The following is a 19,449-nucleotide window of genomic DNA, read 5'->3' on the forward strand; positions in this document are numbered from 1 at the left end:
GACCATCGCCTGTGATTAACAAACTGACCGCCCTGCTTAAGAGCGCCAGCATTTCCCTGACCGATCTGCAAAAACAGCAGCTTATTGGCTACGTGGATATGCTGCATAAGTGGAACAAGGCCTACAACCTGACCTCCGTACGCGACCCTGAACAAATGCTGGTGCGCCATATCCTCGACAGTATCGTGGTGGAGCCGCATCTGGAAGGTCAGCGTTTTATTGATGTGGGTACCGGACCGGGGCTTCCCGGCGTGCCGCTGGCCATCGTTCGTCCTCAGGCACACTTCACGCTGCTGGACAGCCTGGGTAAACGCGTACGTTTTCTGCGGCAGGTCCAGCATGAGCTAAAACTGGAGAACATTACTCCGGTACAAAGCCGCGTTGAAGAGTTTCCTGCTGAGCCGCCGTTTGACGGCGTGATAAGTCGCGCATTTGCCTCGCTGAACGATATGGTCAGCTGGTGTCACCATCTGCCGGGCTCTCAGGGCCGATTTTACGCCCTGAAGGGTCTTCTCCCACAGGATGAAATCGCGACCCTGCCGGCGGAACTTGTCGTTGAGAAAGTCGTTGCTCTTGCCGTTCCTGAACTTGAAGGCGAGCGCCATCTGGTGGTCATTGGGACAAAAAAATAACGTTTTAAATGGAAAAAACCGCCACTTTTCCAGGTTTGCGGTTTTTTTTTCGCCATTTTTACCCTGTTGAGGGGACAAATTTCAGGGTATCATCAGTCAATAACCCTTGAATTTGTGAGATTTTTTCGTGCATTTAAGGTAATACGCACGTTGCTGCATTTTAATCGATCGTCTTTTTATCTTTTTTTTAAGAGCAATCGGCCTGGACGGAGCTGTTAGCATAGGGTTAAATCAGAACGCTGAAACGCACTGACAACTTCGTTTACATTTAACGTCCTATTCACATTTTATTATCACAACGATCACCTTTGCCATGGCATTTTAGATAGAGAATAGTCACGCCAGAAAATATATCTTCTTAATAAATTCGCGTGAGTAATGGCTTTGAAGTTGTTAAATATTTGCTGGCGATGTCAATAAGCGGTTTTAATCAAGATAATGGACTGTTTTAGTAATAGAGTTAATGTAAGATATTGATGTTTAAGTGTTATTTTTCACTGATGTAATAATTGTTAGCATCAATCTTGCTTCTATAATCTGAATGATATTACTAATTTGTGATCTTCCGCACGCTTTATGAGCAAAATAGCCCCTGTATTACAGAAAAATGGACGAGTCAGGCGGAAGTCATTTGTTTCGGAAAATAGGCCGCTGGAAAGAATTTTAAATAATTGTTCACCTTTTCTCTACTTATCCATTGAAATCACAGGTGCGCCCCGTATAATTTGCACGTTTTTTGCTGCTTGACTCAAATGAGTAAAGGCAGTTTTATACGACACGCGACATAGCCCGAGCGGGGCAGGAGAGTTTCAGCGTCATGTCAGTGTCCCTTTACAGAGTGAAATTTGCCCGAACCGTGCTGATGTTACAGCTGGTGACATTCGTCTTAATCGGTGCGCTGTTTGCCCTTAAAGATTTGACCTGGGGCGTGTCCGCTCTGTTAGGTGGACTGGCAGCCTGGCTGCCAAACATGTTGTTTATGATTTTTGCCTGGCGCCACCAGGCGGGACATGAAGTAACAGGTCGGCTTGCCTGGACGTTCGTCTTCGGCGAGGCGCTGAAAGTGGTCGTTACTATTCTCATGCTAATCGTGGCGCTGGGTGTGTTTAAGGCGGTGTTTACGCCGCTGGGACTGGCCTGGTTATCGGTGCTGATTGTGCAAATCGTCGCGCCGGCTGTAATCAACAACAAAGGGTAAGGGCATCATGGCTGCAGGAGAAATCTCTACGCCGCAAGAATACATAGGCCACCATCTGAATAACCTTCAGCTGGACCTGCGTACCTTCGAGCTAGTGAATCCGCACGACGCTCCGGCGACGTTCTGGTTATTAAATATCGACTCCATGTTTTTCTCTGTGGTGCTGGGACTGGTGTTCCTGGTGCTGTTTCGCAAAGTCGCGAAGTCAGCAACCAGTGGTGTACCGGGCAAGTTACAGGCCGCTATCGAGTTAGTTGTTGGCTTCGTTGACGACAACGTACGCGATATGTACCACGGCAAAAGCAAACTTATCGCTCCGCTGGCCCTGACGATTTTCGTCTGGGTATTCCTGATGAACTTCATGGATCTGCTGCCAATCGATCTGTTGCCATACATTGGTGAACATGTCTTTGGGCTGCCAGCATTGCGTGTGGTGCCTTCCGCAGACGTGAACGTTACGCTGTCGATGGCGCTTGGTGTATTTATTTTGATTCTGTTCTACAGCATCAAGATGAAAGGCATTGGCGGCTTTACTAAAGAGCTGACACTGCAACCCTTCAACCACCCCGTATTTATTCCGATCAACCTGATTCTGGAAGGTGTGAGCCTGCTGTCCAAGCCTGTTTCTCTGGGTCTGCGACTGTTCGGAAACATGTACGCGGGTGAATTGATTTTTATCCTGATTGCCGGCCTGCTGCCGTGGTGGTCACAGTGGATTCTGAATGTGCCTTGGGCCATTTTCCACATCCTGATCATTTCGCTGCAAGCTTTCATTTTCATGGTCTTAACGATTGTCTATCTGTCGATGGCATCTGAAGAACACTGATTTTTTTCTCAACACTACTGCGTTTTAACTGAAACAAACTGGAGACTGTCATGGAAAACCTGAATATGGATCTGCTGTACATGGCTGCCGCTGTGATGATGGGCCTGGCGGCAATCGGTGCTGCGATCGGTATCGGCATCCTCGGAGGTAAATTCCTGGAAGGCGCCGCGCGCCAGCCGGATCTGATTCCTCTGCTGCGTACGCAGTTCTTTGTTGTAATGGGTCTGGTGGATGCAATCCCAATGATCGCCGTTGGTCTGGGTCTGTACGTGATGTTTGCTGTCGCGTAAATAACCGATTGTTTATCGCCGGCGCAGGTCAGCGATAAACGGCTTCTGCCGCTGTAAAGGCGGCAGAAAAAGTTAACTTAATAAGAGGCATTGTGCTGTGAACATTAATGCAACAATCCTCGGCCAGGCCATCGCGTTCATCCTGTTTGTCCTGTTCTGCATGAAGTACGTATGGCCGCCGCTGATGGCCGCTATCGAAAAGCGCCAGAAAGAAGTTGCTGAAGGCCTTGCTTCCGCTGAACGTGCCAAAAAAGATTTGGATCTCGCGCAGGCTAATGCGACCGATCAGCTGAAAAAAGCGAAAGATGACGCTCAGGTAATCATTGAGCAGGCGAACAAACGCCGTGCACAGATCCTGGACGAAGCGAAAGCCGAGGCTGAACAGGAACGTAACAAGATCGTCACCCAGGCGCAGGCTGAAATCGACGCCGAGCGTAAACGTGCACGTGAAGAGTTGCGTAAGCAGGTCGCGATGCTGGCTGTTGCCGGCGCCGAGAAAATCATTGAACGCTCCGTGGATGAAGCTGCTAACAGCGACATCGTAGATAAACTGGTCGCTGAACTGTAAGGGAGGGGCTGATGTCTGAATTTACTACCGTAGCTCGCCCCTACGCTAAAGCCGCTTTTGACTTTGCGGTTGAGCATCAAAGTGTCGATCGCTGGCAGCAGATGCTGGCGTTTGCCGCCGAAGTGGCTGGCAATGAACAGGTATCAGAACTTCTTTCCGGCGCTCTGGCGCCGGAAGCGTTGTCTGGCGCTTTCATCGCAATCTGTGGTGACCAACTCGACGAAGCTGGCCAGAACCTGATTAAGGTTATGGCTGAAAACAAACGTTTGCCAGCACTTTCCGATGTACTGGATCAGTTCATCCAACTGCGTGCCGCACATGATGCGACCGCCGAGGTTGAAGTTATCTCTTCTTCTACATTGAGTGACGCGCAGCTGACCAAAATCAGCGCAGCGATGGAAAAACGTCTGTCACGCAAAGTTAAGCTGAATTGCAAAATTGATAAGTCTGTAATGGCAGGCGTAATCATCCGTGCGGGTGATATGGTCATTGATGGCAGCGTACGCGGCCGTCTTGAGCGCCTTACCGACGTCTTGCAGTCTTAAGGGGACTGGAGCATATGCAACTGAATTCCACCGAAATCAGCGAACTGATCAAGCAGCGCATTGCTCAGTTCAATGTAGTGAGCGAAGCTCACAACGAAGGTACTATTGTTTCCGTAAGTGACGGTATCATCCGCGTCAACGGCCTGGCCGATGTGATGCAGGGTGAGATGATTGCCCTGCCGGGTAACCGTTACGCTATCGCACTGAACCTGGAGCGCGACTCCGTTGGTGCCGTAGTGATGGGCCCGTACGCTGACCTCGCCGAAGGCATGAAGGTTAAGTGTACCGGCCGTATCCTGGAAGTTCCGGTAGGCCGTGGCCTGCTGGGCCGCGTGGTGAACACCCTGGGTGCACCCATCGACGGTAAAGGCGCTATCGACAACGACGGCTTCTCGCCGATCGAAGTGATTGCACCGGGCGTTATCGATCGTCAGTCCGTTGACCAGCCTGTACAGACCGGTTACAAATCTGTCGATGCGATGATTCCAATCGGCCGTGGCCAGCGTGAGCTGATCATCGGTGACCGTCAGACCGGTAAAACCGCGATGGCGATCGATGCGATCATCAACCAGCGCGATTCCGGCATCAAATGCGTCTATGTTGCTATCGGTCAGAAAGCCTCTACCATCGCTAACGTGGTGCGTAAGCTGGAAGAACACAACGCGCTGGCTAACACCATCGTTGTGGTTGCAACCGCATCTGAATCTGCTGCGCTGCAGTATCTGGCTCCATACGCCGGTTGTGCGATGGGCGAATACTTCCGTGACCGTGGTGAAGACGCGCTGATCGTATACGATGACCTGTCTAAACAGGCCGTTGCTTACCGTCAGGTTTCCCTGCTGCTGCGCCGTCCACCGGGCCGTGAAGCATTCCCAGGCGACGTGTTCTACCTCCACTCCCGTCTGCTGGAGCGTGCTTCCCGCGTGAGCGCCGACTACGTTGAGCGTTTCACCAACGGTGAAGTGAAAGGTAAAACCGGTTCTCTGACCGCGCTGCCAATCATCGAAACCCAGGCGGGTGACGTTTCTGCGTTCGTACCGACCAACGTAATCTCGATTACCGATGGTCAGATCTTCCTGGAAACCAACCTGTTTAACTCTGGTATTCGTCCAGCGGTTAACCCGGGTATCTCGGTTTCTCGTGTTGGTGGTGCAGCGCAGACCAAGATCATCAAGAAACTGTCCGGTGGTATCCGTACCGCTCTGGCACAGTATCGTGAACTGGCTGCGTTCTCTCAGTTCGCATCCGATCTGGACGAAGCAACCCGCAAACAGCTGAGCCACGGTCAGAAAGTGACCGAGCTGCTGAAACAGAAACAGTATGCGCCGATGTCCGTAGCGCAGCAGGGTCTGGTGCTGTTTGCTGCCGAGCGTGGCTTCCTGAATGACGTCGAACTGGCGAAAATCGGTAGCTTCGAAGCGGCACTGCTGGCCTTCGCGGATCGCGATCACGCTGAGCTGATGGCTGATATCAACCAGACTGGTAACTATAACGGCGAAATCGAAGAGAAGCTGAAAGGCATCCTCGAGACGTTTAAAGCAACCCAGTCCTGGTAATGTCTGGCGGCTTGTCCCTTAGGGGGCAGGCCGCAAGGCTTTGAGGAGAAGCTTATGGCCGGCGCAAAAGAGATACGTAGTAAGATCGGCAGCGTGCAAAACACGCAGAAGATCACCAAAGCGATGGAAATGGTCGCCGCCTCCAAAATGCGTAAATCGCAAGAACGCATGGCGGCCAGCCGTCCTTATGCAGAAACCATGCGCAAAGTGATTGGTCACATTGCGTTAGGTAATCTGGAATACAAGCACCCTTACCTGGAAGAGCGCGCCGTAAAACGCGTTGGCTATCTGGTCGTATCTACCGACCGCGGGCTTTGTGGTGGTTTGAACATTAACCTGTTCAAAAGATTGCTGGCGGATATGAAAGGCTGGGCGGATAAAGGCGTTGAGAGCGATCTCGCCATTATCGGTTCTAAAGGCCTGTCATTCTTCAGTTCTGTCGGTGGCAACGTGGTTGCTCAGGTCACCGGAATGGGCGACAAACCTGCCCTCTCCGACCTGATTGGCCCGGTCAAAGTCATGCTGCAAGCATACGATGAAGGCCGTCTGGACAAGCTGTTTATTGTCAGCAACAAATTTATCAACACCATGTCTCAGTCTCCACAGATCGAACAGCTGCTGCCGTTACCTGCAGCCGATGATTCGGAAGGCGTCGTGAAGAAGAGTACCTGGGACTATCTGTATGAGCCGGATCCGAAAGCGCTGCTGGACACGTTACTGCGTCGCTATGTCGAATCTCAGGTTTACCAGGGTGTTGTAGAAAACCTGGCCAGCGAGCAGGCCGCGCGAATGGTGGCGATGAAAGCCGCAACCGACAACGGCGGAAACCTGATCAAAGAGCTGCAGTTGGTATACAACAAGGCTCGTCAGGCCAGCATCACCCAGGAACTTACCGAGATCGTCTCGGGGGCCTCCGCGGTTTAACCAGGTATACCCTGCTGCGTTTTGAACCGGCGGGGTATAAACGAATTAGGTAGAGGATTCAAGATGGCTACTGGAAAGATTGTCCAGGTAATCGGCGCCGTAGTTGACGTCGAATTCCCTCAGGACGCAGTACCACAAGTGTACAGCGCCCTTGAGGTTAAAAATGGTGATGCTCGTCTGGTGCTGGAAGTTCAGCAGCAGCTGGGTGGTGGCGTGGTTCGTACCATCGCTATGGGTTCTTCAGACGGCCTGAAGCGCGGTCTGGAAACCATTGACCTTGAGCACCCGATCGAAGTACCGGTAGGTACTGCAACACTTGGCCGTATCATGAACGTGCTGGGTGAGCCAATCGATATGAAAGGCGATATCGGCGAAGAAGAGCGCTGGGCGATTCACCGCGCGGCACCTTCATACGAAGACCAGTCAAACTCTCAGGAGCTGCTGGAAACCGGTATCAAGGTTATCGACCTGATGTGTCCGTTCGCTAAGGGCGGTAAAGTCGGTCTGTTCGGTGGTGCGGGTGTAGGTAAAACCGTAAACATGATGGAGCTTATCCGTAACATCGCGGCCGAGCACTCAGGTTTCTCCGTATTTGCCGGTGTGGGCGAGCGTACTCGTGAGGGTAACGACTTCTACCACGAGATGACCGACTCCAACGTTATCGACAAAGTATCACTGGTTTATGGCCAGATGAACGAGCCACCAGGAAACCGTCTGCGCGTTGCGCTGACCGGCCTGACCATGGCTGAGAAGTTCCGTGACGAAGGTCGTGACGTACTGCTGTTCATCGATAACATCTACCGTTATACCCTGGCCGGTACTGAAGTATCAGCACTGCTGGGTCGTATGCCTTCTGCGGTAGGTTATCAGCCAACGCTGGCGGAAGAGATGGGCGTTCTGCAGGAACGTATCACCTCTACCAAGACCGGTTCAATCACCTCCGTACAGGCCGTTTACGTCCCTGCGGATGACTTGACTGACCCATCACCAGCCACCACCTTTGCGCACCTTGACGCAACCGTGGTACTGAGCCGTCAGATCGCTTCCCTGGGTATCTACCCGGCGGTTGACCCACTGGATTCTACCAGCCGTCAGCTGGATCCACTGGTTGTTGGTCAGGAACACTATGACACTGCGCGTGGCGTTCAGTCACTGCTGCAGCGTTATCAGGAACTGAAAGACATCATCGCCATCCTGGGTATGGACGAACTGTCAGAAGAAGACAAACTGGTGGTAGCACGCTCTCGTAAGATGCAGCGTTTCCTGTCCCAGCCGTTCTTCGTGGCAGAAGTATTCACCGGTTCTCCGGGTAAATACGTGTCGCTGAAAGATACCATCCGTGGCTTTAAAGGCATTATGGAAGGCGAGTTCGACCATCTGCCAGAGCAGGCTTTCTACATGGTAGGTTCCATCGAAGAAGCCGTGGAAAAAGCGAAGAAACTGTAATTTTTACCCTTAGTCATTCAGGTTGCAGCAATGCAGCCTGAAGTATGACGGGTTAGTTTCTCAGGAGGTTAATTATGGCTATGACTTTTCACCTGGACGTTGTCAGCGCAGAACTGCAAATGTTCTCCGGTCTGGTACAAAGCATCCAGGTATCAGGTAGCGAAGGTGAGCTGGGTATTCGCCCAAATCACGCCCCGCTCCTGACTGCCATTAAGCCTGGTATGGTTCGCATCGTTAAGCAGCACGGTGACGAAGAGGTGATTTACCTCTCCGGCGGCGTGCTGGAAGTGCAGCCTGGCGCGGTTACCGTGCTGGCTGACACCGCGATCCGTGGTACCGACCTTGATGAAGCGCGCGCGCTGGAAGCGAAACGCAAAGCCGAAGAGCACATGAACAGCTCTCACGGCGATGTTGACTTCGCTATCGCGTCGGCAGAACTGGCGAAAGCCATTGCTAAGCTGCGCGTCATTGAGTTGACCAAGAAAGCGATGTAACTCAGGTTTAAGCTGCAGAATGCCAGTCAGGAAACTGACTGGCATTTTTTTTGCCTGTCGTTTCAAATCTCCGCTGTTCTGAAAGCTAATTTCGGGCCAAGAAAAATGTAGTATTCTTGACGCTAAACCGCTTTACTTTCCTCATCAAAACACGAATCAGGATGTCTATGTCTACCAGTCCGATGAGCGTGGTGATCCTTGCCGCTGGCAAAGGAACCCGTATGTACTCCGACCTGCCTAAAGTGCTGCACCTGCTGGCCGGAAAACCGATGGTTCAGCACGTTATCGATGCCGCAAAGGCGTTAAACGCGCAGCAGGTTAATCTGGTTTATGGCCACGGAGGCGATCTGCTGAAGAGCACGCTGAATGACGCCTCGCTGAACTGGGTGCTCCAGGCCGAGCAGCTGGGTACCGGGCATGCGATGCAGCAGGCCGCACCTCATTTTGCCGATGATGAAGATATTCTGATGCTGTACGGCGACGTGCCGCTGATCTCGGTGGATACCCTGCGTCGCCTGCAGGCGGCGAAGCCCGAAGGCGGCATTGGCCTGCTGACGGTGATCCTCGACAACCCAACAGGCTACGGCCGCATCATCCGTGAAGGCGGTGAGGTTGTTGGCATCATTGAGCAAAAAGATGCCGCGCCGCAACAGCTGCTGATTAATGAAATTAACACCGGCATCCTGCTGGCGAACGGTGCCGACCTCAAGCGCTGGCTGGGCAAGCTGACCAATAACAATGCGCAGGGTGAATACTACATCACCGATATTATTGCCCTTGCCCATCAGGAAGGCCGCCATATCGAGGCGGTACACCCTGCCCGCACCACCGAAACCGACGGCGTAAACAATCGCCTGCAGCTGGCCACGCTGGAACGCGTCTGGCAGGCCGAGCAGGCTGAAAAGCTGCTGCTGGCGGGCGTGATGCTGCTGGATCCGGCGCGCTTCGATCTGCGCGGTACGCTGGAGCACGGCCGTGACGTGGTGATTGATACCAATGTGATTATTGAGGGCCACGTTACCCTCGGCAACCGCGTCAAAATCGGCAGCGGCTGCGTGATAAAAAACAGCGTGATAGCCGACGACAGCGTTATCAGTCCGTATACCGTTATTGAAGATGCACAGCTTGCGGAAGGCTGTACCGTCGGTCCGTTTGCCCGCCTGCGTCCGGGAAGCGAGCTGGCGGAAGGTGCCCACGTCGGTAACTTTGTTGAGATGAAAAAAGCGCGCCTCGGTAAAGGCTCGAAGGCGGGCCATCTGAGCTATCTGGGCGATGCCGAGATTGGTACAAACGTTAATATTGGCGCAGGTACAATCACCTGTAATTACGACGGGGTGAATAAATCGAAAACCATCATCGGTGATGATGTGTTTGTCGGTTCCGATACCCAGCTTATCGCGCCGGTGAAAGTGGCCGATGGTGTCACCATCGCCGCCGGAACCACGATCATGAAAGACGTGCCCGCCGCCGGGCTGGTCTACAATCGTAAAGAGCAGCAGCTGAACGCCAGCTGGCAGCGCCCCGTTAAGAAAAAATAGTCTTTCAACGGGCTGGGGACAATTATCCGGCCCGATATAAAAAGCAGTAAACATAAAAATAATCCCCACTCTCTACAAAGGCTCGGGGAACCGGAAAATACGCGGCAACAATCTAGCGTTTTAACCGGAAAATCAGGTCAGAAGACAACGCTGATGGCATACGAAATGCCATTAAGTCAGGAAAATTTACTATGTGTGGAATTGTTGGTGCTGTAGCGCAGCGTGATATTGCAGAAATCCTGCTTGAAGGCCTGCGTCGTCTGGAATATCGCGGTTATGACTCCGCCGGTCTGGCCGTGGTCGATCAGCAGGGTCATATGACCCGCCTGCGTCGTTTGGGTAAGGTGGTTAACCTGGCCGAAGCGGCGGAAAATACGCCGCTGGTGGGGGGTACCGGTATTGCTCATACCCGCTGGGCAACCCACGGAGAGCCGTCGGAGGCCAATGCGCATCCGCATATTTCCGACCATATCATCATTGTTCACAACGGCATTATCGAGAACCACGAACCGCTCCGCGAGCTGCTGATCGAGCGTGGTTACACGTTTGCCTCCGAAACCGACACCGAAGTGGTGGCGCATCTGGTCCACTGGGAGCAGAAACAGGGCGGATCGCTGCGTGAGGTGGTGCTGCGCACCATTCCACAGCTGCGCGGTGCCTACGGCATGGTCATCATGGACAGCCGCGATCCGTCTACTCTGATCGCGGCCCGTTCCGGCAGTCCACTGGTCATTGGTCGCGGTGTGGGTGAAAACTTCATTGCTTCCGATCAGCTGGCGCTGCTGCCGGTGACCCGCCGCTTCGTCTATCTGGAAGAAGGCGATATTGCAGAAATCACCCGCCGTGATGTGACCATCATCGATCGCAGCGGCAATACGGTGAAACGTGCGGAAATTGAATCCAACGTGCAATATGATGCCGGTGATAAAGGGATTTATCGACACTATATGCAGAAAGAAATTTATGAACAGCCTGTGGCGATCAAAAACACATTGAGCGGGCGTTTCAGTCATGGCGAGGTGGATCTCTCCGAGCTGGGACCGAATGCCGATGCGCTGCTGGCTAACGTGGAACACATCCAGATTGTAGCCTGCGGTACCTCCTACAATTCCGGTATGGTGTCCCGCTACTGGTTTGAGTCGCTGGCCAACGTGCCGTGCGATGTGGAGATCGCCTCTGAGTTCCGCTACCGCAAATCCGCAGTGCGTAAAAACAGCCTGCTGATTACCCTGTCGCAGTCCGGTGAAACCGCCGATACGCTGGCGGCGCTGCGCCTGTCAAAAGAGCTGGGCTACCTGGGATCGCTGGCCATCTGTAACGTAGCGGGTTCATCGCTGGTACGTGAGTCAGATCTGGCGCTGATGACCAAAGCCGGTACCGAAATCGGCGTGGCCTCCACCAAAGCCTTTACCACCCAGTTGACCGTGCTGCTGATGCTGGTGGCGCGCGTGGGCCGCCTGAAAGGTATCGATCCGCAGGTGGAGCACAATATTGTGCATGCCCTGCAGGCGCTGCCGAGCCGCATTGAACAGATGCTGTCGCAGGATGAGCTGATCGCTGAACTGGCGGAAGATTTCTCTGATAAACAACATGCGCTGTTCCTCGGCCGTGGCGATCAGTATCCGATTGCCATGGAAGGGGCGCTCAAGCTGAAAGAGATTTCCTACATTCATGCGGAAGCCTACGCGGCGGGTGAGCTGAAGCACGGCCCGCTGGCGCTGATTGATGCGGATATGCCGGTGATCGTGGTGGCACCCAACAATGAACTGCTGGAGAAGCTGAAGTCGAACATTGAAGAAGTTCGCGCGCGCGGCGGCCTGCTGTACGTGTTTGCCGATGTGGATGCCGGATTTGCCAGCAGCGAGGGGATGCGTATTATCCCACTGCCGCACGTCGAAGAGGTGATTGCCCCGATCTTCTACACCGTGCCGCTACAGCTGCTCTCGTATCACGTGGCCTTGATTAAAGGTACCGACGTCGATCAGCCGCGTAATCTGGCGAAATCCGTCACCGTAGAATAATTTCTGTTCTGCCGTCTCTGTTTACAGATCCCGGCTAAAATATAATCCAGCCTGCTGACCTTCAGCCGGCTGGATTTTTTTTTCTTTCGGCAGCGGGATGTCATCCGGGTGGGTTTAAAGGAGCGGGGAATGGTACTGAAAAAGCTTATCGCGTTGCTGATGGGGCTGGGTGGGCTGCTGGGCATATCCGGCGGCGTGCAGGCAGCCCGTTCACCGCAGCCCGCAATGGATGCCCCCGGCGAGTGCCGCGATAGCGCCTTTTTACAACAGCGCCCGCTGACGGAAACCCTTCACGCGGAGCCGTTTGTCATTTTCTACACCCGCAGCGGCGATGACGCGCCGCCGCTTGAGGACACCACCGGCAGCGGCACGCCGGACTACGTTAAAAACGTGGCGATCCAGCTGCAGGCCGCCGATCGGTACTATCAAAAGATGCTGCGCTTAACGCCGCCGCTGGAACAGCCGCGCTACCGGCTGGCAAAAGCGATCCACGTTTATCTGTTTAATCTGCCGCGCGGCAACGGCATGGCCTTTGACGAAGTGACCAGAGTGAAAGGAGAGGACGGCAACTGGCTGCCGTGCGCATTAACGATCCGCATCAGTTCTAAGCTCAACCAGCCGCTTAATCCCACGCCGGCCCACGAGCTGTTTCACCTCTACCAGTACGGTTACACTCAGTTCAAAGTCGGCTGGCTGCTGGAGGGAATGACGCGCTGGATAGAATCGGCGTTTAACGGTGAAATTATCATGTCGAAGAAGTTACAGGCGCGGCCACCGCTTAAAGGCGCTGAACTCTATGCCCTGCGCTATTCCGCCTGGCCTTTCTGGCAGCGCCTTGCCCGGGAAAAATACGGCACGGTGACGCTGTCGCCGGAGCTTGAGGCGGTACGCTACCTCGACGGTAATCCGGTTTTCCGCACCACCACCCTGCCGGGTGGCGAGGCGCTGGAACCGCTGCTTACCCGGCTGCAGGCGCTGAGCCGTGAACAGTCTCGCCAGGCGAATCTGCCGTTCTATCAGTGGCCGGAAAAGCTTCAGCAGTCGCACCAGTTTGACGACGTGATCTGCCAGGCGATGGAAGGCATCGAGTGTTCACGCTGAATGCCCGTTACGCCGACCGGCAGTAAGATGACCATCAGATTACGAGCGGCAGGACGCCCTGCCGCACCCGGGATCGGCGGCGGCCAGCGGTTTCTGGCGTTGTGCAATAATTCAGCGAGGTTGATTTAAACCCCGTGCGTAATGCTTCGGGGGGTATGTCATAAAAGTGTCATATTTCGTACATTTTACTGTCACCAAACTGTCCTATTTTCCCTCCAGCAGCAAACATTAATCAGATAAACACAGCACTGGCCTGACTTTTAATCCCGTGGAGGGAACATGACACTGATGCACAAAACCCTGGCTCAATTCGTCGCCGTAACCCTGTCTCTGAGCGCGGTTTCTGCCATGGCAGCCACCAACCTGACCGGCGCTGGCGGTACTTTCCCGGCCCCGGTTTATAACAAGTGGGCTGCGGAGTACAACACCGCAACAGGGACTCAGGTTAACTATCAGGGGATCGGTTCCTCCGGCGGCGTTAAGCAGATCATCGCTAAAACCGTAGATTTCGGTGCGTCAGATGCGCCAATGAAAGACGAAGACCTTGAGAAAAATGGTCTGTTCCAGTTTCCGACAGTTATTGGCGGCGTGGTACTGGCGGTTAATATTCCTGGTATCAAATCTGGCCAGCTGATCCTCGACGGTAAAACCGTGGGCGACATCTACCTGGGCAACATCAAAAAGTGGAACGACGCGGCGATCACCAAGCTGAACCCGGGCGTGAAACTGCCTGACTCTGACATCAACGTGGTACGCCGCGCTGACGGTTCAGGCACCTCTTTCGTGTTCACCAGCTACCTGTCTAAAGTGAACAGCGACTGGAGCAGCAAAGTCGGTAAAGGCAGCACCGTTAACTGGCCTGTTGGTCTGGGCGGTAAAGGTAACGACGGCGTGGCCGCATTCGTACAGCGTCTGCCTGGCTCAATCGGCTACGTAGAATACGCTTACGCTAAGCAGAACAGCCTGGCCTACACCAAACTGGTGGATGCCGATGGTAAAGCCATCTCCCCTGGCGAGAAGAGCTTTAGCGACGCGGCTAAAGGCGCAGACTGGAGCCAGTCCTTCGCTCAGGATCTGACCTTCCAGAAGGGTGATAATGCATGGCCGATCACCTCAACCACCTTTATCCTGGTTCACAAAGAGCAGGCTAACGCTGAGAAAGGCGCAACGGTGCTGAAGTTCTTCGACTGGGCTTATAAAAACGGCAGCAAAACCACCGCAGGCCTGGACTACGCTTCACTGCCAGAGTCAGTGGTGACGCAGATCCGTGCCGCATGGAAAGCGAATATCAAAGACAGCTCTGGTAAAGCGCTGTACTAAGCTTCGGCTGACTATCCCAGGGGTCAGGCTTGCCTGACCCGATACTTATCCGCAGTATCAAAATCGAGACGACTATGGCTGCAACCAAGCCGACATTCAAAGCTCCCGGTAAACAGGGTGACATTATTTTCGGCGCGCTGGTAAAACTGTCCGCGCTGATTGTTCTGCTCCTCCTCGGTGGCATTATTGTTTCCCTGATATTTTCCTCCTGGCCCAGCATCCATAAATTTGGTTTCTCCTTCCTGTGGACCAAAGAGTGGGATGCGCCCAACGAACAATTCGGTGCGCTGGTTCCGATTTACGGCACCATCGTGACCTCCGTTATTGCCCTGATCATCGCTGTCCCGGTGAGCTTTGGCATTGCACTGTTCCTGACCGAGCTGGCACCTAACTGGCTGCGCCGCCCGCTTGGCGTGGCAATTGAACTCCTGGCCGCTATTCCCAGTATTGTTTACGGCATGTGGGGCCTGTTTATTTTCGCGCCATTGTTTGCGAAGTACTTCCAGCAGCCGGTCGGCGATGTCCTGTCCAATATCCCGATTGTGGGGGCGCTGTTCTCCGGCCCGGCATTCGGTATCGGCATCCTGGCGGCGGGTATTATCCTGGCGATCATGATCATTCCGTATATCGCGTCGGTGATGCGTGACGTGTTCGAACAGACGCCGGTGATGATGAAAGAGTCCGCGTACGGCATCGGCTGTACCACCTGGGAAGTGATCTGGCGCGTTGTCCTGCCGTTCACCAAAAATGGTGTGATCGGCGGCGTGATGCTCGGGCTGGGTCGTGCTCTGGGTGAAACGATGGCGGTGACCTTTATTATCGGTAATACCTACCAGCTCGACAGCGCCTCGCTGTTTATGCCGGGCAACAGTATTACCTCGGCGCTGGCTAACGAATTTGCTGAAGCGGAATCCGGCGTGCATACCGCGGCGCTGATGGAGCTGGGGCTGATTCTGTTCGTCATTACCTTTATCGTGCTGGCCTGTTCCAAAATGATGATTATGCGTCTGGCGAAAAGTGAAGGAGCGCGCTCATGACCACGATGGAAATGCAGAGTCGCGCTGAACTGGAAGCATCACGCCGTAAAATGCAGTCCTGGCGGCGCACCAAGAACCGCATCGCCCTCACCCTGTCGCTGCTGACTATGGCGTTTGGGCTGTTCTGGCTGGTGTGGATCCTGTTTGCGACCGTCACCCGCGGCATTGACGGCATGTCCCTGTCACTGTTTACCGAAAACACCCCACCGCCAAACACGGCGGGCGGCGGTCTGGCTAACGCCCTGGTGGGCAGCGGCCTGCTGATTTTCTGGTCAACCGCGTTCGGAACACCGCTGGGTATTATGGCGGGGATCTATCTGGCCGAGTACGGACGCAAGTCCTGGCTGGCCGAAGTGATCCGTTTTATTAACGATATTCTGCTCTCGGCACCGTCGATTGTGGTCGGCCTGTTCGTCTACACCATCGTGGTGGCGCAGATGCAGCACTTCTCCGGCTGGGCTGGCGTTGTTGCACTGGCACTGCTGCAGATCCCTATCGTTATCCGTACGACGGAAAACATGCTCAAGCTGGTTCCTGACAGCCTGCGTGAAGCGTCCTACGCGCTGGGTACGCCAAAGTGGAAGATGATTTCGGCGATTACGCTTAAAGCGTCTATCTCCGGCATCCTGACCGGCGTGCTGCTGGCGATAGCCCGTATTGCCGGGGAAACCGCCCCGCTGCTGTTTACATCACTGTCGAACCAGTTCTGGAGCACCGACATGATGCAGCCGCTGGCGAACCTGCCGGTCACCATCTTTAAGTTCGCCATGAGTCCTTTTGCCGAATGGCAGAGCCTGGCCTGGGCGGGTGTGCTGATTATTACGCTGTGTGTACTGTTACTGAACATCCTGGCACGCGTAGTTTTCGCCAAGAGTAAACATTAATTAAGCAGCGCGGCTGCGGCGGCGCGGACTAAGTGAGAGCAAAATGATTAATACTTCCGCTAAGATGATTCAGGTTCGCGATTTGAACTTCTATTACGGAAAATTCCACGCGCTGAAAAACATCAATCTGGATATCGCTAAAAACCAGGTTACCGCGTTTATCGGTCCGTCCGGCTGTGGTAAATCCACCCTGCTGCGTACCTTTAACAAGATGTTTTCGCTCTACCCGGAGCAGCGTGCGGAAGGCGAAATCCTGCTGGATGGCGATAACATTCTCACCGCCAGCCAGGATATTGCCCTGCTGCGCGCGCGCGTGGGCATGGTCTTCCAGAAGCCAACGCCGTTCCCGATGTCAATTTATGACAACATCGCCTTCGGCGTGCGTCTGTTCGAAAAGCTGTCGCGTGCCGATATGGACGAGCGCGTGCAGTGGGCGCTGACCAAAGCGGCACTGTGGACGGAAACCAAAGACAAGCTGCATCAGAGCGGCTACAGTCTGTCCGGCGGCCAGCAGCAGCGCCTGTGTATCGCACGCGGCATCGCGATCCGTCCGGAAGTGCTGCTGCTTGATGAGCCGTGTTCGGCGCTGGATCCGATTTCAACCGGTCGTATCGAAGAGCTGATTACCGAACTGAAGCAGGATTACACCGTGGTGATCGTAACCCACAACATGCAGCAGGCGGCGCGTTGCTCGGATCACACGGCGTTTATGTACCTCGGCGAACTGATCGAATTCAGCGATACCGACACGCTGTTTACTAAACCGCATCAGAAGCAGACTGAAGACTACATTACCGGCCGCTACGGCTGAAAACAGGCAGTTACCTTTGCCAATTTGCGGCGGCGGGCTGCCCGCCCCCAAACTGACTGCGTTATTAACGCCTGTTTTAAACAGGTCTGGAGTTTGAGATGGAAAGCTTAAATCTGAACAAACACATCTCCGGCCAGTTCAATGCCGAGCTGGAGCATATTCGTACCCAGGTGATGACCATGGGGGGAATGGTGGAACAGCAGCTGACTGACGCCATTACCGCCATGCATAACCAGGATGGCGAGCTGGCCAACAAAGTGATTGAAGGCGATCACAAGGTCAACATGATGGAAGTGGCGATCGATGAAGCCTGCGTGCGCATCATTGCCAAACGTCAGCCGACCGCCAGCGACCTGCGCCTGGTGATGGCGATCATCAAAACCATCTCCGAGCTGGAACGCATCGGTGACGTGGCGGAGAAGATCAGCCGTACCGCGCTGGAGAAATTTACCCAGCAGCAGCAGCCGCTGCTGGTGAGCCTGGAATCGCTGGGCCATCACACCATTGAGATGCTGCACGACGTGCTGGATGCCTTTGCGCGTATGGATCTGAATGCGGCGATTGAAATCTATCGCGAAGATAAGAAGGTTGACCAGGAGTATGAGGGCATCGTGCGTCAGCTGATGACCTATATGATGGAAGACCCGCGCACCATCCCGAGCGTGCTGACTGCGCTGTTCTGCGCCCGCGCCATCGAGCGTATCGGTGACCGCTGCCAGAACATCTGCGAAATCATCTTCTACTTCGTGAAGGGTCAGGACTTCCGCCACGTCGGCGGCGATCAGCTGGACAAGCTGCTGGCCGGTGACGACGGCGGCAGCAACCCTGCCTGACGATCGGCGGGGCCGATAATCGCGGCCCCGCTTTTTTTGATTTCTCCCCCCGACTTATCCCCGAACGACAACGCTTTTGCCCCAGCTGCCGCCCGGCAGATGCAACCGGATTTATTTCAGGTATATACTTGGCGCACAATTTGAACGATATGGCTTTGAAATAATGTCTTCTTCTCCTTCCGCCCAACGCGGCGTGACGCCGGGTAAAGCGATGGTTGCCGCAGTCAGCGGCTATGCAATGGATGGTTTTGACCTGCTGATCCTCGGCTTTATGCTGCCGGCTATCAGCGCCTCGCTGGTTCTCAACGCGTCACAGGCGGGTTCTCTGGTCACCTGGACGCTGATCGGCGCGGTGATCGGTGGGATTGTCTTCGGCCACCTCAGTGACCGGCTGGGGCGCATTCGCGTGCTGACCTTCACCATTCTGATGTTCTCGGTATTTACCGGGCTTTGCGCAGTGGCGCAGGGCTACTGGGATCTGCTGGCGTATCGCACGCTGGCCGGCATGGGACTAGGCGGCGAATTCGGCATCGGCATGGCGCTGATCGCGGAGGCCTGGCCCGCCAACAAACGCAACCGCGCCTCGGCGTGGGTGGGGATGGGCTGGCAGCTCGGCGTGCTGCTGGCGGCGTTTATCACCCCGTTCCTGCTCGACATTATCGGCTGGCGCGGCATGTTCCTCGTTGGCCTTCTGCCGGCGCTGGCCTCCTTTGCCATTCGTCGCGGCATGGGAGAACCGGAAGCGTTTACGAAACATGTCGATGTGAATCAGGGGCTGTCGTTCCCGGCGCGCATCCGGCTGCTGTTTGCCGACAGGGCGACCTCTAAGGCCAGCATCGGCATCTTTATCCTCTGTTCGGTGCAGAACTTTGGCTACTACGGGTTGATGATCTGGATGCCGAGCTACCTCTCCTCCAACTTTGGTTTCTCGCTGACCAAATCCGGCCTGTGGACGGCGGTGACCGTGGTGGGCATGACCTTCGGCATCTGGCTGTTTGGCCTGCTGGCGGATCGCTTCGCGCGCTGGAAGATTTTCCTGATCTATCAGGTGGGTGCCGTGGTGATGGTGGTGGTTTACGCCCAGCTGCGCGACCCAACGGTGATGCTGTTTACCGGCGCGCTGATGGGGATGTTCGTTAACGGCATGATTGGCGGCTACGGCGCGCTGATCTCTGACACCTATCCGGTGAAGGTGCGCGCCACCGCGCAGAACGTGCTGTTTAACCTCGGCCGCGGCGTCGGCGGCTTTGGGCCGCTGGTGATTGGCCTGCTGGTGGGGCAGTGGTCGTTTACCGCCGCCATCACCCTGCTGGCGCTGATCTACCTGCTGGATATCTTCGCCACCCTGTTCCTGCTGCCGAAAAAGCAGGGCAGCGAGGACGTGCTGGGCGCAATCGGCTGATCCTCCCCTGGCCCGGATGTGAT

At 54.7% G+C, this 19,449-nt stretch carries 19 protein-coding genes; all 19 read left to right on the forward strand.

Translation table 11 applies throughout. The annotated features are described in order from the left end of the window. Window positions 1-11 precede the first annotated feature (11 nt). The 19 genes from rsmG to PGH32_RS19510 all read left to right on the forward strand — a co-directional run bounded on the left by rsmG (window position 12) and on the right by PGH32_RS19510 (window position 19,426). A complete protein-coding gene (gene rsmG / locus PGH32_RS19420) occupies window positions 12-632 on the forward strand; it encodes a 16S rRNA (guanine(527)-N(7))-methyltransferase RsmG (RefSeq protein WP_314423818.1) in 621 nt (206 codons plus the stop codon). 817 nt (window positions 633-1,449) lie between these two features. Next, window positions 1,450-1,830, forward strand: a complete 381-nt coding sequence (atpI, locus tag PGH32_RS19425; RefSeq protein WP_123334656.1) for a F0F1 ATP synthase subunit I — start codon at window positions 1,450-1,452, stop codon at window positions 1,828-1,830. Between the two features lie 7 nt (window positions 1,831-1,837). Continuing rightward, a complete protein-coding gene (gene atpB / locus PGH32_RS19430; RefSeq protein WP_337894885.1) occupies window positions 1,838-2,656 on the forward strand; it encodes a F0F1 ATP synthase subunit A in 819 nt (272 codons plus the stop codon). 50 nt (window positions 2,657-2,706) lie between these two features. After that, window positions 2,707-2,946 (forward strand): F0F1 ATP synthase subunit C, encoded by a 240-nt coding sequence (atpE, locus tag PGH32_RS19435; protein WP_003849523.1) that lies wholly within the window; start codon window positions 2,707-2,709, stop codon window positions 2,944-2,946. A 97-nt stretch (window positions 2,947-3,043) separates the two neighbouring features. Next, window positions 3,044-3,514, forward strand: a complete 471-nt coding sequence (gene atpF / locus PGH32_RS19440) for a F0F1 ATP synthase subunit B (protein WP_123334652.1) — start codon at window positions 3,044-3,046, stop codon at window positions 3,512-3,514. An 11-nt stretch (window positions 3,515-3,525) separates the two neighbouring features. Next, complete coding sequence (gene atpH, locus PGH32_RS19445; RefSeq protein WP_314423825.1) at window positions 3,526-4,059, forward strand: F0F1 ATP synthase subunit delta; 534 nt, start codon at window positions 3,526-3,528, stop codon at window positions 4,057-4,059. Between the two features lie 14 nt (window positions 4,060-4,073). Further along, window positions 4,074-5,615 carry a F0F1 ATP synthase subunit alpha gene (atpA, locus tag PGH32_RS19450; RefSeq protein ID WP_314423828.1) on the forward strand — a complete coding sequence of 514 codons (1,542 nt, stop codon included), beginning with the start codon at window positions 4,074-4,076 and terminating at the stop codon, window positions 5,613-5,615. Window positions 5,616-5,669: 54 nt separating this feature from the next. Next, window positions 5,670-6,539 (forward strand): F0F1 ATP synthase subunit gamma, encoded by an 870-nt coding sequence (gene atpG, locus PGH32_RS19455; protein WP_200545837.1) that lies wholly within the window; start codon window positions 5,670-5,672, stop codon window positions 6,537-6,539. Between the two features lie 63 nt (window positions 6,540-6,602). Next, window positions 6,603-7,985, forward strand: coding sequence for a F0F1 ATP synthase subunit beta (atpD, locus tag PGH32_RS19460; protein ID WP_314423833.1), 1,383 nt, complete (start codon window positions 6,603-6,605; stop codon window positions 7,983-7,985). A 74-nt stretch (window positions 7,986-8,059) separates the two neighbouring features. Continuing rightward, window positions 8,060-8,479 (forward strand): F0F1 ATP synthase subunit epsilon, encoded by a 420-nt coding sequence (locus PGH32_RS19465; RefSeq protein ID WP_105595290.1) that lies wholly within the window; start codon window positions 8,060-8,062, stop codon window positions 8,477-8,479. Between the two features lie 167 nt (window positions 8,480-8,646). Continuing rightward, entirely contained in the window at window positions 8,647-10,017 is a 1,371-nt protein-coding gene (gene glmU / locus PGH32_RS19470; RefSeq protein WP_314423841.1) for a bifunctional UDP-N-acetylglucosamine diphosphorylase/glucosamine-1-phosphate N-acetyltransferase GlmU, read from the forward strand. A gap of 191 nt (window positions 10,018-10,208) precedes the next feature. Next, a complete protein-coding gene (gene glmS, locus PGH32_RS19475) occupies window positions 10,209-12,038 on the forward strand; it encodes a glutamine--fructose-6-phosphate transaminase (isomerizing) (protein ID WP_314423844.1) in 1,830 nt (609 codons plus the stop codon). A 129-nt stretch (window positions 12,039-12,167) separates the two neighbouring features. Continuing rightward, on the forward strand, window positions 12,168-13,139 hold the full coding sequence (locus PGH32_RS19480) for a peptidase (protein ID WP_314423847.1): 972 nt from the start codon (window positions 12,168-12,170) through the stop codon (window positions 13,137-13,139). Between the two features lie 279 nt (window positions 13,140-13,418). Then, complete coding sequence (pstS, locus tag PGH32_RS19485; protein WP_314423849.1) at window positions 13,419-14,459, forward strand: phosphate ABC transporter substrate-binding protein PstS; 1,041 nt, start codon at window positions 13,419-13,421, stop codon at window positions 14,457-14,459. Window positions 14,460-14,533: 74 nt separating this feature from the next. Continuing rightward, window positions 14,534-15,496, forward strand: coding sequence for a phosphate ABC transporter permease PstC (pstC, locus tag PGH32_RS19490; protein WP_105595297.1), 963 nt, complete (start codon window positions 14,534-14,536; stop codon window positions 15,494-15,496). Beyond that, window positions 15,493-16,380, forward strand: coding sequence for a phosphate ABC transporter permease PstA (gene pstA / locus PGH32_RS19495; RefSeq protein WP_314423853.1), 888 nt, complete (start codon window positions 15,493-15,495; stop codon window positions 16,378-16,380). The genes pstC and pstA overlap by 4 nt, the downstream gene beginning before the upstream one ends. A 43-nt stretch (window positions 16,381-16,423) precedes the next feature. Then, entirely contained in the window at window positions 16,424-17,191 is a 768-nt protein-coding gene (gene pstB, locus PGH32_RS19500) for a phosphate ABC transporter ATP-binding protein PstB (protein WP_123334633.1), read from the forward strand. 98 nt (window positions 17,192-17,289) lie between these two features. Then, a complete protein-coding gene (gene phoU, locus PGH32_RS19505; protein WP_123334631.1) occupies window positions 17,290-18,024 on the forward strand; it encodes a phosphate signaling complex protein PhoU in 735 nt (244 codons plus the stop codon). A 163-nt stretch (window positions 18,025-18,187) separates the two neighbouring features. Further along, a complete protein-coding gene (locus tag PGH32_RS19510; protein WP_314423859.1) occupies window positions 18,188-19,426 on the forward strand; it encodes an MFS transporter in 1,239 nt (412 codons plus the stop codon). The last annotated feature ends 23 nt before the right edge of the window (window positions 19,427-19,449 follow it).

Origin of the sequence: Erwinia sp. SLM-02, assembly GCF_037450285.1 — a bacterium.
Classification (GTDB): Bacteria; Pseudomonadota; Gammaproteobacteria; order Enterobacterales; family Enterobacteriaceae; genus Erwinia.

Coding starts and splice junctions, on each gene's coding strand:
- pstA (WP_314423853.1), top strand. CDS start 15,493: ATGACCACGATGGAAATGCAGAGTCGCGCTGAACTGGAAGCATCACGC.
- atpG (WP_200545837.1), top strand. CDS start 5,670: ATGGCCGGCGCAAAAGAGATACGTAGTAAGATCGGCAGCGTGCAAAAC.
- atpB (WP_337894885.1), top strand. CDS start 1,838: ATGGCTGCAGGAGAAATCTCTACGCCGCAAGAATACATAGGCCACCAT.
- pstS (WP_314423849.1), top strand. CDS start 13,419: ATGACACTGATGCACAAAACCCTGGCTCAATTCGTCGCCGTAACCCTG.
- atpH (WP_314423825.1), top strand. CDS start 3,526: ATGTCTGAATTTACTACCGTAGCTCGCCCCTACGCTAAAGCCGCTTTT.
- pstB (WP_123334633.1), top strand. CDS start 16,424: ATGATTAATACTTCCGCTAAGATGATTCAGGTTCGCGATTTGAACTTC.
- glmS (WP_314423844.1), top strand. CDS start 10,209: ATGTGTGGAATTGTTGGTGCTGTAGCGCAGCGTGATATTGCAGAAATC.
- atpD (WP_314423833.1), top strand. CDS start 6,603: ATGGCTACTGGAAAGATTGTCCAGGTAATCGGCGCCGTAGTTGACGTC.
- PGH32_RS19510 (WP_314423859.1), top strand. CDS start 18,188: ATGTCTTCTTCTCCTTCCGCCCAACGCGGCGTGACGCCGGGTAAAGCG.
- pstC (WP_105595297.1), top strand. CDS start 14,534: ATGGCTGCAACCAAGCCGACATTCAAAGCTCCCGGTAAACAGGGTGAC.
- glmU (WP_314423841.1), top strand. CDS start 8,647: ATGTCTACCAGTCCGATGAGCGTGGTGATCCTTGCCGCTGGCAAAGGA.
- atpE (WP_003849523.1), top strand. CDS start 2,707: ATGGAAAACCTGAATATGGATCTGCTGTACATGGCTGCCGCTGTGATG.
- atpI (WP_123334656.1), top strand. CDS start 1,450: ATGTCAGTGTCCCTTTACAGAGTGAAATTTGCCCGAACCGTGCTGATG.
- PGH32_RS19465 (WP_105595290.1), top strand. CDS start 8,060: ATGGCTATGACTTTTCACCTGGACGTTGTCAGCGCAGAACTGCAAATG.
- phoU (WP_123334631.1), top strand. CDS start 17,290: ATGGAAAGCTTAAATCTGAACAAACACATCTCCGGCCAGTTCAATGCC.
- atpA (WP_314423828.1), top strand. CDS start 4,074: ATGCAACTGAATTCCACCGAAATCAGCGAACTGATCAAGCAGCGCATT.
- PGH32_RS19480 (WP_314423847.1), top strand. CDS start 12,168: ATGGTACTGAAAAAGCTTATCGCGTTGCTGATGGGGCTGGGTGGGCTG.